The following is a 13,834-nucleotide window of genomic DNA, read 5'->3' on the forward strand; positions in this document are numbered from 1 at the left end:
ACCTCCATTACTTTCAGTCCTTCAACAAACTATCTAGCGTCAAAGCCTTGGGCTTCACCAGCCAGAACCGGTTCACCACGTCGTCGAAGTGCTCCAGCATCCAGCGCGCCCGGGCGGAGCCGGTGTAGAGCAGGTGCTTCTCCAGCTTCTCGCGCAGGAAGGCGCGGTGTTCGCCGGTTTTCTCGTCGTTGATGCGGTTGATGTCCACCAGTTCGTTGTTGATCTTGTCGGCGAAGTGGCCGCTGGTTTGATCACCCTCGTCGTAGACCAGGGCGAAGCCGCCGGTCATGCCGGCGCCGACGTTGAGGCCGGTGTTGCCGAGGACGATGATGCAGCCGCCCGTCATGTATTCGCAGCAGTGTTCGCCCACGCCCTCCACCACCGCCAGGGCGCCGGAGTTGCGCACGCCGAAGCGCTCACCCGCCATGCCCGCGGCGTAGAGTTCGCCGCCGGTGGCGCCGTACAGGCAGGTGTTGCCGATGATGCTGGCCTTGTGGGCCTCGAAGGACGAGACCTTGGGCGGGTAGACGATGAGCCGGCCGCCGGACATGCCCTTGCCCACGTAGTCGTTGGCGTCGCCCTCGATCTCCATGGTCAGGCCCTTGTGGTTCCACACGCCGAAGCTCTGGCCGGCGGAGCCGTTGAGCTTGATGTGCAGGCAGTCGGGGGGCAGGCCCTCGGCGCCGTGTGCCTTGGCGATCTCGCCGGACAGGCGGGCGCCGATGGAACGGTTGACGTTGCGCACCGCGTATTCCAGGCGCTGGGGGGTCTTGCCCTTGATGCCCGGCAGTGCGTCCCTGACCATCTGCTCGGCCAGCTCGCCCTTGTCGAAGGAGGGATTGCGGGCTTCGACGCAGAAGCGGGGCTCGGCGGCATCGATGCCGCCCTGGGAGAGCAGCACGCCCAGCTTGAGCTTGCCCTGTTTGTCGCTTAGTTGACCATCTTGGCCGGGCAGCAGGTCCAGCAGGTCGGTGCGGCCGATGAGGTCCTCGAAGCGGCTGATGCCCAGGGCGGCCATCCACTCCCGGGTCTCCCGGGCGACGAAGGTGAAGTAGTTGATGACCATGTCCGGCAGGCCGATGAAGAACTGCTTGCGCAGGCGGGCGTCCTGGGTGGCGATGCCGGTGGCGCAGTTGTTCAGGTGGCAGATGCGCAGGTACTTGCAGCCCAGCGCGATCATCGGCGCGGTGCCAAAGCCGAAGGACTCGGCCCCCAGGATGGCGGCCTTGACCACGTCCAGGCCGGTCTTCAGGCCGCCGTCGGTCTGCACCCGCACCCGGCCGCGCAGGCCGTTGGCGCGCAGCACCTGCTGGGCCTCGGTGAGGCCCAGCTCCCAGGGGGTGCCGGCGTATTTCACGGAGGTCAGGGGGCTGGCGCCGGTGCCGCCGTCATAGCCGGAGATGGTGATGAGGTCGGCATAGGCCTTGGCCACACCGGCGGCGATGGTGCCCACGCCGGGCTCGGCCACCAGCTTCACCGACACCAGGGCCTCCGGGTTCACCTGCTTCAGGTCGAAGATGAGCTGGGCCAGGTCCTCGATGGAATAGATGTCGTGGTGGGGCGGCGGCGAGATCAGGGAGATGCCGGGCTTGGTGCAGCGCAGCCTGGCGATGTGGGGCTCCACCTTCTTGCCGGGCAGCTGGCCACCCTCGCCGGGCTTGGCGCCCTGGGCGATCTTGATTTGCAGGACCTCGGCGTTCACCAGGTAGTGGGCGGTGACGCCGAAGCGGCCCGAGGCCACCTGCTTGATCTTGGACATCTTCACCGTGCCGTAGCGGGCCGGGTCCTCGCCGCCCTCGCCGGAGTTGGAACGGCCGCCGATGCGGTTCATGCCTTCCGCCAGGGCCTCGTGGGCCTCGGGGGAGAGGGCACCCAGGGACATGCCGGCGGAGTCGAAGCGCTTGAGGATGGCCTCGATGGGCTCCACGTCGTCCACGGCCAGGGGCTGGTCCGCCAGCTTCAGTTTCATCAGGTCGCGGAACATGGCCACGGGGCGGTTGTTCACCGTGGCGGCGTATTGCTTGTAGGCGTCGTAGGAACCGGTCTGCACGGCCTTCTGCAACTCCTGCACCACGTCCGGGTTGTAGGCGTGGTATTCCTCGCCGTGCATGAATTTCAGCAGGCCGCCGGCGGGGATGGCCTTCAGGGGATTGAAGGCGGTCCGGGCCAGCTGCTTCTGGTCCGCCTCGAAGTCGGCGAAGTTGGCGCCGGACACCCGGGACACGCTGCCCTTCAGGCACAGGTCCACCACCTCCTCGTGCATGCCCACCACTTCGAACAGCTGGGCGCCCCGGTAGCTTGCGATGGCGGAGATGCCCATCTTGGACATGACCTTGAGCAGGCCTTTGTCGATGCCTTTGCGGTAGTTGTGCAGGGCCTTTTCCGGCGCCAGCCTGACCTCGCCGCTGCGCACCATCTCCAGGATGGACTGGTAGGCCAGGTAGGGGTAAACGGCGGTGGCGCCGTAGCCGATGAGGGCGGCGATCTGGTGCGGGTCCCGGGCGGCGCCGGTCTTGACCACGATGTTGGCGTCGCAGCGCAGGCCGGCATGGATCAGGGCATGGTGCACGGCGCCGGTGGCGAACAACGCGGGGATGGGCAGCAGGTGGCGCTCGATCATGCGGTCGCTCAGCACCACCACCACCTTGCCGGAGCGCACGGCGGCCACCGCGTCGGCGGCCAGCTTCTCCAGGGCCGCCTTGAGGTCGGTGGCGGCCGGGTCATATTGCAGGTCGAAATAGATCACGGCATAGGCCGGATCGCTGCTGGTGGTCACCGCCTTGAAGGCGTCGTGGGACAGCACCGGGCTGTTCAGTTCCATGCGGTGCGCGTGTTGCGGCGTCTCCTCGAACAGGTTCCGCTCGCGCCCGAACACGGTGTTCAGGCTCATCACGATGGCCTCGCGGATCGGGTCGATGGGCGGGTTGGTCACCTGGGCGAACTGCTGGCGCAGGTAGTCGAAGGGGGAGCGCACCTTCTGGCTCAAAACGGCCATCGGCGTGTCATCACCCATGGAGCCCACCGCCTCCTGGCCGTCCTCGGCCAGCACGCGCAGCACCTGATCCAGTTCCTCGAAGCTGACATTGAACAGCTTCTGGTGCATGGCGACGCTGGCGGCATCCATGGCCGGGTAGCCGGTATCCTGCTCCAGGCCGAACTCGACCCGCTTGCCGTGGGCCTTGAGCCATTCCCGGTAGGGCCGGGCTGACTTGAGCTGGTTGTCGATGTCCTCGGGCAGAAGGAACCGGCCGGTCTCCAGGTCGGCGGCCACCATCTGGCCGGGGCGCACGCGGCCCTTGGCGACGATGTTGTCGGGTCCGCCGTAGTCCCACACGCCCACCTCCGAGGCGATGGTGACAAAGCGGTCCCTGGTGATCACGTAGCGCGCGGGCCGCAGGCCGTTGCGGTCCAGCATGCACACACCGTAGCGGCCGTCGGTCATGACGATGCCGGCGGGGCCGTCCCAGGGCTCCATGTGCATGGAGTTGTATTCGTAGAAGGCCCGCAGGTCCGGGTCCATGTTGGTGACGTTCTGCCAGGCCGGCGGCACCATCATGCGCATGGCGCGGAACAGACCGGCGCCGCCCATGAGCAGTCCTTCCAGCATGTTGTCGAAGCTCATGGAGTCGGAACCGTTGAAGCCCACCATGGGCCGCACGTCGTCCATGTTGGGGATCAGGGGGCTCTGGAACTTCTGCTCCCGGGCGCGGGACCAGTTGCGGTTGCCCTGCACGGTGTTGATCTCGCCGTTGTGGGCCAGGTAGCGGAAGGGCTGGGCCAGGCGCCACTCGGGCCAGGTGTTGGTGGAAAAGCGCTGGTGGAACACGGCCAGGGCGGACTCGAAGCGCGCGTCGTTCAGGTCCGGGTAGAACACCGGCAGCCAGGCCGGCATCACCAGGCCCTTGTAGGAAATGACCCGGCCGGACAGGGTGGGCATATAGAAGGTGGAATCCGCGCCGGCGACGGCCTTCTCCACCCGGCGGCGGGCGATATACAGCTTGCGCTCGAAGATATCGGCATCGATGGCATCCGGGCAGTTGACGAACAGCTGCTCGATGACCGGCAGGCTCTTGAGGGCGTATTCACCCAGAGCGGAGTTGTCCGTGGGCACCGGGCGGAAACCGGCAGGTTCCAGGCCCTCGGCATGGAGTTCCTGGAGCAGCAGGTCCCGGGCGCGCCGGGCCAGGGCGGGGTCCTGGTTCAGGAACACCAGGCCGGCGGCGAAGCGGGGGGCCAGCCGGATGCCCGCCTCCTCCGCCACGGTGCGCAGGAAGTCCTCGGGCATCTTGAACAGCAGGCCGCAGCCGTCACCGGATTTGCCATCCGCCGCCACGGCGCCCCGGTGGGTCATGCAGGCCAGGGAGGAAATAGCGTTCCGCACCAGCTTGTGGGAGGGCTGGTTGTCCAGCTGGGCAATGAGGCCGAAGCCGCAGCTGTCCTGCTCGAAATCCGGGCTGTAGAGCGTGCCGCAAAGGCGGCGCTGACGGTCATCCATCGCGATCTCTCAAGAATACTTAGGGCCGCCCCAAGTATTCTTGCCCCCCAGGGGGGCAGATACCGCAACGCGGCGCTTGGGTACGCCTTTTTCGTTCATGCATTTAGACAAAGGGCGGGGATTTTATCGCGAAGGCCCATGCATCGCCAACAGCAATGGCAATAGTGCTTTTGTGACCAAGGACTTAGCTGAGGGTGCCCAGCAAAATGCCATCACTGCCCCAGCCCTTGAGCAAAGCCTGGCCGTAGGCCCGCAAGGCGTCCGGATCGGGGTGCTGGAGTTCCCTTGCCAACTGCTGAAGCGCCTGTTCTCCCGTCAACCCGGGATGCTCCTGGAGCAGATTGAGGAACCGGGCCGTGGCCGGGGTGAGCTGGCTGAAGCGGATGTCCAGGCCCCTGTCCCGCCATGCCGCCAGGAAAGTGGGCTCCAGGGGAGGTTCTTCAGGCTTGAAACGCACAGACAGTCGCTGCACGGGCCAGCGGTAGGCCAGTACCCGCAACACGGGGTTTACCAGGGGACTTCCCGCCAGCAGGTCTCCCACAGGGTCGTGGGCAGGCAAGCTCCGGTCCTTGTCAGAGGTATCCAACTCCAGTTCCACCCATTCGTAGTGGGCCAGTTCCGGCAGGAAGGGGGGGTAATCCTCGGGGCGCGTCCACTCGTCCTGGAGGTATTTCAGGAATTCCTCGGGTATTTGACGGAAATATGGAGAGTGGCTGGTGTGCTCGCGGAAATAGGCCCGCACCAGCCGGTTCCAGCGCCGCACGCCCAGAATCTTGCGGCACACGGGGAAGCAGGCCAGCAGGAAGCCTTCCAGGTTGTTGTAGAGGAGTTCCTCGTACACCTTCATGCGCTTGGGTGGTGCGCCCTGGGGGCGATCGTTGGCCTTGGGATCCCGGATGCGGGCGGTGAAGGCGCGCTGGTAGCGTTGGAAGTCCATTAGGCCACGGCCTGGGCTTTGGGTTTACAGGCCCGCTGGATGGCGGCGATGCGCTCCACCTCGGGCAGCAGTTCGGCCAGGGGAGGAATGTTGAAATCCCGCTCCAGGCAGGTGGCATGGACGCCCAACAGGTCATAGGCGGTTTCCAGGAGCTGCCAGACGGGATCGATGACGTCGGCGCCGTGGGTGTCGATGATCAGGTCCTCGGCTTCCTGGTAATGGCCGGCCATGTGCATATAGACGATGCGTTCGGCAGGCATCCGCTTCAGGTAGGCCACCGGGTCGAAACCGAAGTTGACGCTGTTCACATAGACGTTGTTCACGTCCAGGTGCAGCCAGCAGTCCGCCTCCGCCAGCACGGCGTTGACGAATTCCGGCTCGCTCATCTCGTTGATGGGGGCGGCCACGTAATAACTGGCGTTCTCGATGGCGATGCGCTGGCCCAGGATGTCCTGGGTCTGGCGGATACGGCCCGCCACGTATTTCACCGCCTCCCAGGTGGCCGGTATGGGCATGAGGTCATACAGGTGGCCGTGGTCGGAACAGTAGGACAGGTGTTCCGTATACAAAGTGATGCCGTGGTCGGCCATGAATGTCTTGATCTTCTTCAGCAGCACCTGGTCCAGGGGCGTCATGCCCCCCAGGGACAGGGACAGCCCATGGCAGACGAAGGGCACCCGCTCGGTGAAGGCGCGCAGGTCCCGGGCGTGACGTCCGCCCTGGTCGATCCAGTTCTCGGGCGCCAGCTCGAAGAAATCGATGACCTTGGGGAGGCCGGAGTCCAGCGCGACCTTGAGTTCGGGAATCAGGTCGCGCCGGAATCCGAGCCCCGCGCCCTGTGGTTGGCGCGGGTGGGTCATGACAGGCTCATCCGTTTACTTCTTGCCACCGCATTTGCCCTCACCGCACTTGCCATCCTTGGCTTTGGCGCCGCCACATTTGCCGTCCTTGGCCTTGGCGCCGCCGCACTTGCCCTCGCCGCACTTGCCGTCCTTGGCCTTGGCGCCACCGCACTTGCCCTCGCCGCACTTGCCGTCCTTGGCCTTGGCGCCACCGCACTTGCCCTCGCCGCATTTACCATCCTTGGCCTTGGCGCCACCGCACTTGCCGTCCATGGCGGCCACCATGTAGCCCTTGCCCATGGACTGGGAACCAAAGGGATTCTCCGCGGCAGCAGGAGCGGCAGCCAGGGTGGCGGCCAGGGCGGAACCCAGGGCCAGGGTCAGGGCGGTTTTTTGATTGCGTTTCATGGTCGTTCCTCTCGATGTCATTCAGGATTTTGTGCTTTTTGCGATGGCCCTTGGGGTTGCTTGCAGGTGTCGCTGAAGGTGTTCCGTGGGTATCGGCGGTTTGAAATTTAGGGATCGCAACAATGCCCGGCAAGTAAATTTTTGTTTATGAATTAATAAGATACGATTGTCTTGAGTATCTCTTGCATCGTGCTCGATGTGGTCCATATTGAAAGTGAAAATGCATCTTGCCTGGAGAAGACAAGAGGAAAGGAGGTTGAGATGAGCAATATCGTCAGACGCGATCCATTCGCCATGGACGAGCTTTTCGATGACCTGATGAAAGGTTATTGGGTCAGGCCCATGCGCTGGCCCAAGGAATTGCCCGATATGCAATCCATCCGCATGGACATGAAGGAGGACGAGAAGACCTATACCGTGCACGCCGAGATGCCGGGGGTGAGCAAGGAAGACATCCAGGTGACCATCGACGGCAACATGGTTTCCATCTCCGCCGAGGTGAAGAAGACCAGCGAGGAGAAGGAGGGCGAAAAGGTCCTGCGCAGCGAACGCTTCCACGGGCGGATGTCCCGCAGCTTCGCGCTGGATCATGAAGTGGACGAGAAAGCTGCCAACGCCACTTTCAAGGACGGCGTGCTTGAGTTGATGCTGCCCAAGAAGGCCGAGGCCGCGGCACGCAGGGTGAGCGTCCACTAGCAGGTAATTTCCCGAAACTCCCGAAGGGCGGCCTTGGCCGCCCTTTCTTCATCTCACCCGCGGCCGGGTAGAATTCCGGCGTTTGCCACTCGGGAACACGTCATGTCCATCGCCGACCTCTCCCCCGCCACCAAAGCCAAGGTCATTGCCGAGGCCCTGCCCTACATCCAGCGTTTCTGGGACAAGACCGTGGTCATCAAATACGGCGGCAACGCCATGACCGACCCCACCCTGAAGGCGGCCTTCGCCCGGGACGTGGTGCTGCTCAAGCTGGTGGGCCTGAATCCGGTGGTGGTCCACGGCGGCGGCCCCCAGATCGAGGACCTGCTTAAAAGAGTGGGCAAGAAGGGGGAATTCATCCAGGGCATGCGCGTCACCGACGCCGAGACCATGGAAGTGGTGGAAATGGTGCTGGGCGGACAGGTGAACAAAGAGGTGGTGAACCTCATCAACCAGGCCGGCGGCAAGGCCGTGGGCCTCACGGGCAAGGATGGCCGCTTCATCCGCGCCAGGAAGCTGATGATGGAATCCAGGGAGAAGCCCGGGGACGTGATCGACATCGGCCAGGTGGGCCAGATCACCAAGATCGACCCTTCCTTGATCGCCTTCCTGGACTCCGGCGACTTCATTCCCGTCATCGCCCCGATCGGCGTGGGGGAAGAGGGCGAGACCTACAACATCAACGCCGACGTGGTGGCGGGCAAGCTGGCGGAAGTGCTGAAGGCGGAGAAACTGGTGCTGCTCACCAACACCCCCGGCGTGCTGGACAAGGAAGGTAACCTGCTTACCGGGCTGACCCCCAGGAAGATCGACGAACTGGTGGCGGACGGCACCCTGTCCGGCGGCATGCTGCCCAAGATCGCCTCTGCCCTGGACGCGGCCAACAGCGGCGTGCCCAACGTGCACATCATCGACGGCCGGGTGGAACACGCCCTGTTGCTGGAGATCATGACCGACCAGGGCGTGGGCACCCTGATCAAGTCTTCCTGAACAACCTCCCGAACGCTTAGTGGGCGGCTTCCAGCAGGGCCTCGATGGCCTTGCCGGCGGAATCGCCCCGGCCCCGATGCAGGTCCAGGATGGCCATGGCCTTGTCCAGCCACTGCTGCCGGCCAGATTCCGCAACCTGGCGCAGGGGTGCCAGGCCTCCCTCCTGTACCCAGTGTTCGTAGGCTACGGCCAGTTCCGGGAACAGCTTGCGTCGCATGCCGATGAAGTTGGCGAAATAGAAGTGGATTGCCGCCGGTTCGCCCCGCTCCAGCAGGCCCGGAAGGGTGGACAGGCAATCCGCGTAGATGTCCCGCACGGCCCGGGCCATGATCTCCGCCCGGGATCGCATCAGGTCCGCCAGCATGGCAGACCAGGGCTCGCCCAGTTCAGCCCCCACCCGGGCCTCGCCGATCTCGTGCAGGATGACGGACTCGGTTTCCACACCCGTCATGGCATCCAGGGCCTGTTCCGTCTCACGTGCGAAGTCGTAGCAGGCCAGTGCACGGCCAAGGGCCGCGTTGCGTTTGTTCCAGGTCCATTCTTCGAAGCGTTCCCACAGCCAGCGGCGCAGGGCCTCGGTGCGCACGAAGATGCTGGCGGAAAACACGCCGGGTCGCCCCAAGTGTTTTCCGCCACCCCCGGGGGGCGGGGCCGACCGAAGGGAGGTGCCGGGGGTGGTGACATGTTCCAGCATCATGCCCGGGGGGGCGTCCAGGTCCCGGGCGTATTCGCAATCGGACACGTAGACCTGGAAACCATGCCGTTCCTCCCGATGCAGCAGGTTTGCAAGGAAAAAGTGGGGCTTGCAGGCCCGGCCGTAGCCGCCGGAGTAGATGTAGCCCATGGGGGCCAGGGTGAGGTTGATGGCCTCCACTTCGAAAGGGTCCATCTCGCCGCCGGGCATTGGCAGCGGCACATAGGGCGAGGTCTCGACACCTTCCCAAAGCTTTTCCCGCTCGTTCATCCAGTCGCCAATGGCAGCCTTGGGCATTTCCTGGGTGAAGCCCAGGTCGTTTTCCCAGCGGTAGAGTTCACGCATCTTCAAAAGGAAGGTGCACATGGTCAGATCGCCGGCAAACTGGGCATCGGAGATGTGACAATTTGTCTGCACGGCGTTGACGATGGCCCCCAGGTTCAAGTCTGTCATACACGAGGCGCCCATGGCCGGCTCCTTGAATTGTTGAGCAATTTTGTCGGATTATGCGCCGGCGTTTTTTACAAAGGAACAACATGCGTTACTGGTTGATGAAAATTGATCTATCAGCCTAGCAGGCTTGTAAGCCGCATGGTTACTGGCTTTTGGCGCATCCCCGCTCTTACGTGCCTAGATACGGCGGCCGCTTGGGTGGGGTTTTGGGTGGGACTATGAAACTTCTGTACCCATCAGCATGAGCATACGGCGTTCCAGGCGCTGCAATTCGGCGCTGACCCTATCCACCTCGCCGGGCAGGGCAAAGCCGCCTGTGCGGATGTAGCTAAGGCGGCTCTCCAGTTCGTCTATGCGGCGATCCAGGCGGCGGACTTCATGCTCAGCCGCCCTTCGGCAGGCAGTGGAACAGTAGCCCTTAGGGCGGCCAGGCCCTTCGATCTTGGGAAGTTCGGCATTGCACTTGATGCAGTTCGACATGATTTCTCCTATGAAGTGAATTTCTCCCCCCCCTCCCCCCTACCCATTTCGCGGTGTTGCGAGCGAAAGGGAGGGAGCGGTCGCGGGCGCATGGGTCATAGACTTTCCGCGCCCCCCCGGCCGCCCTCCACGCACGTCAAACAAACGTCTCCGCCTGTACCACTATCCCGGCCACGTGCAGCTGCTCCAGGCTCAGGTCAACAGGGACCCCGGTCTCCCCCAGACGAGCGAGCCGCTGCAGACAGCTTGCATAGAACCCCTTGTCGCCGCCCGGCCACGTGCTGAAATCCCCGACCTCACAAAATTCGATCTCGTCCTGCAGGTCCTGGGCTTCCTGCAACCTGCTGCATAACGCTTGCAGGGCAAGGGCTACGGCATGGCGTTGGCGCCTGGCCAGCTCAGGCAACTTGAACTCGGCTCTAATCTCTCCCCGCGCGGCCTGGCGCGCCGTCGCAAGCCGGTCCCGCAACAGCCCGAGGGCAGCCTGGATCGTGCGAAGGCGCTCATCCCGCTCGGCCGGGGTCATGGCGCTGGGCTGCTGTTCGTCGCCCAGCAGGGCGCTGGCTTCTCTCTGGCGTAGCTCCGCCGGGCTCAGCGGGGGCAGGGCGATTCGCAGGGTATGCGCTTCAATCATCAGGGCACGCTCTCTTTCCAACAGAGCGGCAACTTGCGGGTGTGTGTCCAGCTGGCGGATGCCGATATTTTTCATGTGAGTCCTCTCTCAAGTGAAGGCCCTTGCGGGCGATGTATGCCCGCAAGGCGCGGGCAATTCTTTGGGGTCGAAGCCCAGGGCTTCATCGGCCTCGACTACTTTCAGCCAGCCTTCGGGGTCTGTCCTGGCCAGGGCCAGGGCTTGATTCAGCTCTTCGGCGGAATAGCCCCAGCGTTCCGCCATCCTGAGAATGCGGACCTTGAACATCGGGGAAAGGGCATTTGCCGTGTGCGCGCCCGAAAAACCTTGCGAATCCTGCGAATCCCGCGAAAGTCCGCATGGCGACTGGGTTTCAGCGTGCGAATCTTTTGCGAATGTCTGCGAATCCTGTGCGAATCCGGGGGGCGTGGCGGGCTGGAAGCGGAATTTCATGCCTCGCCCTCCCGATGCACGCGATAGGCTTCGCGGCGTGTGGTGCCTTCGTACTCCAGGCCGCCGGGCAAGGCGGAAACGTGGCCATGCAGTTCCAACACCCGCAACAGCTCCCGCGCCCGCGATGCGCTTCGCACGTGGGCGGGGCCGTTGCGGTAGATTTCCACCAGGGTTATGGATCCTTTGCCGTGCTGGATCAGCCAGTCATAGAGCCGCTGGGCGGCCATCAGCTCCGGGTCCGCCTGGGCGCTGCCCACCAGGCGCAAGGCCTCCGCCAGGTAGAACTGGCCCAGCACGATTGCCCGGCCCAGGGTTTCTTCGTCAATCTCCGCCGCCCCCAGGTCTTCCACCAGGGCCAGCACGCCGGCCAGGCGCAACACATGTTCGGCGGCCTTGGCGGCGAAGGCCTTGATGGGGGCGAACTCGCCCACCAACTCAACTTCCACCGCGTTGTGGAACTCGATCCAGAGCCGCCGGGCGGGTGGGGATAGGGGCAGGTCTCGGGGCGCCAGCTCATTGCGCGCGCCCTCGCCAATGGGAAGGGGCGCTTCCAACAGCGTCAGCAGGCGGCCGGTATAGGTCCTGATCTCCGGGGCGTCTTCGGGGTTGCCCTCCACATACGCCCGGCTACCGGCCAGGCTATCGGGCTGGCAAATCAGGAACCGGGCCAACAGCCCTTGTTCGTTGATCAGTTCGGACCCCAGCAGGGCCGCCGCCACACGGGGTTGCATCATCAGGTGGGCGGATACGCGCCGGCCGTAGAGCTTGGAAGCGCCATCCCCCGCGCGCACACGGTCCAGGGGGGTGCCATCCCAAAGGGAAGAGAGTCCGGCCGACGTCTTGAGGGCGTTATCCGCGTTCATGCCATGCCCGCCGATGAACTGCCCGCCTTCCGCGCTGAACAGGCCCATGCTGGGCTGGCCCACCATCAGCAGCTTCGCCAGGCCTTCGAGCGTGGGCTCGCCACACAACAGGACCGGCGCCAGGGGTGGTTCGGGTTCGTCGCCTACCTCCGCCAGGGCGTGGGCAATGGCGGCCTTGTTCCGCTCTTTGCCGCCGCTGCGCAGGGCATCGGCGCGGGAAGCCTTCCAGGCATCCAGCTCGCGGTCGTAGTCCCGGCGCCGGGGCTCGTATTCGTCGATCAGGCGCTTCTCGCGCCTCAAGACGGGGTAGAGGGCCAGGCGATCCACCGCGCTTTTGCGGTCTCCGCTCTCCGCCAGGCTGGCCAGGAACAGCGATAGGGGAATGCGCCGGCCATCCAGCTTCACGTCTGCATGGGCTTGCACGGCCAGGGCCGCCGCGCCCAGCACGCTTTGGGCGCATATGGCCAGGGGCGCGCGCACGGTTTCATGCAGGACGCGTGCAGCGCCGCCCAGCAGCTCGCCCAGGGCCTCCGCCGGGTAGCGGGTGGCGGGGTCAATCTCCCGCTGCAATGGCCGAAACTCCAGCCGGCGTTCCTGGGTCTTGATGAACGGCCTTCCAGAATCGCCCAGGTTCGTTTTTTTGGGCTGGGGTGGGGCTTTGGTATTCACCTGGGCCAAAGCGAGGCCTATTTGGCCCGCGACGGCCTCGGCGCCCCCAAGCTGGTGCAAATCATTGAAGTCCGTCGCCCCCTCCGGCCGTTCGGGTCCGAAGTCGGGCAGGGCCAGGGCGCCGCCCACCAGGCGCGCGGCGTGTTCGGCGTGCTCCTGGCCGTTGCCCAGGTCCGCCAGGATGCAGAGCCGGGCTTTCGGGTAGCGCGCGCGCATGGCCTGGGCCACGGCGCCCAGGTTGTTGCAGCTCAGGGCGGCCATGGCAAGGTGGCCCGTCGCCTGGCTGGCCGATAAACAGGTGGAAACCCCTTCCCCGATCAGGATGGTGACGCCTTCGCCGTCGCCTTTTGGCAGGGCCTCAGTTGCCCAGAATCCGCCCGCCTTGGCGCCGCCGGCCAGGGCGCTTTTACGGCCGGTCTCGTCGATCATTTCCAAGCTGGTGAGCTTGCCGCCGATCTTCACCGGGGCCAGCAGTAGGCGGCCGGTTAACGGCTGGCCTTCGGCCTTGGGTGTGTAGCCCAGCAGCCCCGCCGCGCGGGTGGCCTCGATCTCGCGTAGGGTGGCGGTGGGTTGCACGCCCTTTCGGCCCAGGTAGGGGTGGGCTTCGCCTACCTGGCTGCCCGCCTTCCAGCAGGCTAGGGACTTTTTCGCGGCTTCCTCCCGGCGCCGGGCCTCTGCCTGTTCCGCCTGGCGGATGGCCTCGCGCCGCTTGCGCTCCCGCTCCTGGCGTTCCGCGTCGGACAGCTCGCGGCCATCGTCCACAAAGAAAGTCACAGGTCCGCCGGTCTTCCAGTTGGCGACAGTCCCGCCCTGGCCATCGGCGAAGAGCTTGATTCGCCCATCGCCCTTGCCGCGCCGGTCGCCCTCGATATCGGTTTCATGCCAACGGCCATCGGTGGGGACCGGCTTGAAGACGATGCCCACCTCGTCGCAAGCCTTGCGCAAAGCGCCGTACAGGTCGGGGGCGCTCATGAAAGCAGCTTGTCCCGCTTTTCCAGTCCCAGCACGCCGCGCCCGGCGCGGATGAGGATGGCCATGGCCTTGGATGGATCGGCGGCCCCGACATCGGCGCACGCCATGCAGATGGGCGCCTGAATTGTCGCCTTGCCGGCGGTCAGAAGGTTGATGGTGATGGAGACGTCCCCGCCCGTATGGCTACCAGGGGGAATCTTCGCGGCACAGACGACGCAGGCGGCCGCCACCTTGGTACGGCGGGCCATGGC

At 64.8% G+C, this 13,834-nt stretch carries 12 protein-coding genes; 2 read left to right on the forward strand and 10 right to left on the reverse strand.

Annotated elements, in window-relative coordinates; translation table 11 throughout:
• Window positions 1-13: 13 nt before the first annotated feature.
• The 4 genes from gltB to H6935_09315 all read right to left on the reverse strand — a co-directional run bounded on the left by gltB (window position 14) and on the right by H6935_09315 (window position 6,682).
• On the reverse strand, window positions 14-4,495 hold the full coding sequence (gene gltB, locus H6935_09300) for a glutamate synthase large subunit (GenBank protein ID MCP5278544.1): 4,482 nt from the start codon (window positions 4,493-4,495) through the stop codon (window positions 14-16).
• A gap of 184 nt (window positions 4,496-4,679) precedes the next feature.
• The gene (locus H6935_09305; protein ID MCP5278545.1) at window positions 4,680-5,432 is read right to left on the reverse strand and encodes a putative DNA-binding domain-containing protein; all 753 of its coding nucleotides are present in this window, start codon (window positions 5,430-5,432) and stop codon (window positions 4,680-4,682) included.
• Window positions 5,432-6,292, reverse strand: a complete 861-nt coding sequence (locus tag H6935_09310; GenBank protein ID MCP5278546.1) for a DUF692 domain-containing protein — start codon at window positions 6,290-6,292, stop codon at window positions 5,432-5,434. The genes H6935_09305 and H6935_09310 overlap by 1 nt, the downstream gene beginning before the upstream one ends.
• A 15-nt stretch (window positions 6,293-6,307) precedes the next feature.
• A complete protein-coding gene (locus H6935_09315; protein ID MCP5278547.1) occupies window positions 6,308-6,682 on the reverse strand; it encodes a hypothetical protein in 375 nt (124 codons plus the stop codon).
• A gap of 261 nt (window positions 6,683-6,943) precedes the next feature.
• Here H6935_09315 and H6935_09320 point away from each other — a divergent pair, with 261 nt between their 5' ends.
• Both H6935_09320 and argB read left to right on the forward strand, forming a co-directional pair.
• The gene (locus H6935_09320; protein MCP5278548.1) at window positions 6,944-7,378 is read left to right on the forward strand and encodes an Hsp20/alpha crystallin family protein; all 435 of its coding nucleotides are present in this window, start codon (window positions 6,944-6,946) and stop codon (window positions 7,376-7,378) included.
• 102 nt (window positions 7,379-7,480) lie between these two features.
• Window positions 7,481-8,368 carry an acetylglutamate kinase gene (argB, locus tag H6935_09325; GenBank protein MCP5278549.1) on the forward strand — a complete coding sequence of 296 codons (888 nt, stop codon included), beginning with the start codon at window positions 7,481-7,483 and terminating at the stop codon, window positions 8,366-8,368.
• A 16-nt stretch (window positions 8,369-8,384) separates the two neighbouring features.
• On the opposite strand, the gene H6935_09330 is transcribed toward argB, so the two are convergent.
• The 6 genes from H6935_09330 to H6935_09355 form a co-directional block, all read right to left on the reverse strand.
• Entirely contained in the window at window positions 8,385-9,506 is a 1,122-nt protein-coding gene (locus H6935_09330; protein MCP5278550.1) for a hypothetical protein, read from the reverse strand.
• A 225-nt stretch (window positions 9,507-9,731) separates the two neighbouring features.
• On the reverse strand, window positions 9,732-9,995 hold the full coding sequence (locus H6935_09335; protein ID MCP5278551.1) for a hypothetical protein: 264 nt from the start codon (window positions 9,993-9,995) through the stop codon (window positions 9,732-9,734).
• A gap of 136 nt (window positions 9,996-10,131) precedes the next feature.
• Window positions 10,132-10,704, reverse strand: a complete 573-nt coding sequence (locus H6935_09340) for a hypothetical protein (GenBank protein ID MCP5278552.1) — start codon at window positions 10,702-10,704, stop codon at window positions 10,132-10,134.
• Between the two features lie 12 nt (window positions 10,705-10,716).
• Complete coding sequence (locus H6935_09345; GenBank protein ID MCP5278553.1) at window positions 10,717-11,079, reverse strand: hypothetical protein; 363 nt, start codon at window positions 11,077-11,079, stop codon at window positions 10,717-10,719.
• A complete protein-coding gene (locus H6935_09350; protein ID MCP5278554.1) occupies window positions 11,076-13,583 on the reverse strand; it encodes a DUF3987 domain-containing protein in 2,508 nt (835 codons plus the stop codon). The genes H6935_09345 and H6935_09350 overlap by 4 nt, the downstream gene beginning before the upstream one ends.
• Window positions 13,580-13,831 carry a hypothetical protein gene (locus tag H6935_09355; GenBank protein ID MCP5278555.1) on the reverse strand — a complete coding sequence of 84 codons (252 nt, stop codon included), beginning with the start codon at window positions 13,829-13,831 and terminating at the stop codon, window positions 13,580-13,582. The genes H6935_09350 and H6935_09355 overlap by 4 nt, the downstream gene beginning before the upstream one ends.
• Window positions 13,832-13,834: the final 3 nt, after the last annotated feature.

The organism is Thiobacillus sp. (assembly GCA_024235835.1).
In the GTDB taxonomy this organism is placed as follows: Bacteria; Pseudomonadota; Gammaproteobacteria; order Burkholderiales; family Thiobacillaceae; genus PFJX01.

Excerpts from the sequence above, each read along its gene's own strand:
- H6935_09350 (MCP5278554.1), bottom strand. The coding sequence starts at position 13,583 with ATGAGCGCCCCCGACCTGTACGGCGCTTTGCGCAAGGCTTGCGACGAG.
- H6935_09305 (MCP5278545.1), bottom strand. The coding sequence starts at position 5,432 with ATGGACTTCCAACGCTACCAGCGCGCCTTCACCGCCCGCATCCGGGAT.
- gltB (MCP5278544.1), bottom strand. The coding sequence starts at position 4,495 with ATGGATGACCGTCAGCGCCGCCTTTGCGGCACGCTCTACAGCCCGGAT.
- H6935_09310 (MCP5278546.1), bottom strand. The coding sequence starts at position 6,292 with ATGACCCACCCGCGCCAACCACAGGGCGCGGGGCTCGGATTCCGGCGC.
- H6935_09355 (MCP5278555.1), bottom strand. The coding sequence starts at position 13,831 with ATGGCCCGCCGTACCAAGGTGGCGGCCGCCTGCGTCGTCTGTGCCGCG.
- H6935_09340 (MCP5278552.1), bottom strand. The coding sequence starts at position 10,704 with ATGAAAAATATCGGCATCCGCCAGCTGGACACACACCCGCAAGTTGCC.
- H6935_09345 (MCP5278553.1), bottom strand. The coding sequence starts at position 11,079 with ATGAAATTCCGCTTCCAGCCCGCCACGCCCCCCGGATTCGCACAGGAT.
- H6935_09320 (MCP5278548.1), top strand. The coding sequence starts at position 6,944 with ATGAGCAATATCGTCAGACGCGATCCATTCGCCATGGACGAGCTTTTC.
- H6935_09335 (MCP5278551.1), bottom strand. The coding sequence starts at position 9,995 with ATGTCGAACTGCATCAAGTGCAATGCCGAACTTCCCAAGATCGAAGGG.
- H6935_09315 (MCP5278547.1), bottom strand. The coding sequence starts at position 6,682 with ATGAAACGCAATCAAAAAACCGCCCTGACCCTGGCCCTGGGTTCCGCC.
- argB (MCP5278549.1), top strand. The coding sequence starts at position 7,481 with ATGTCCATCGCCGACCTCTCCCCCGCCACCAAAGCCAAGGTCATTGCC.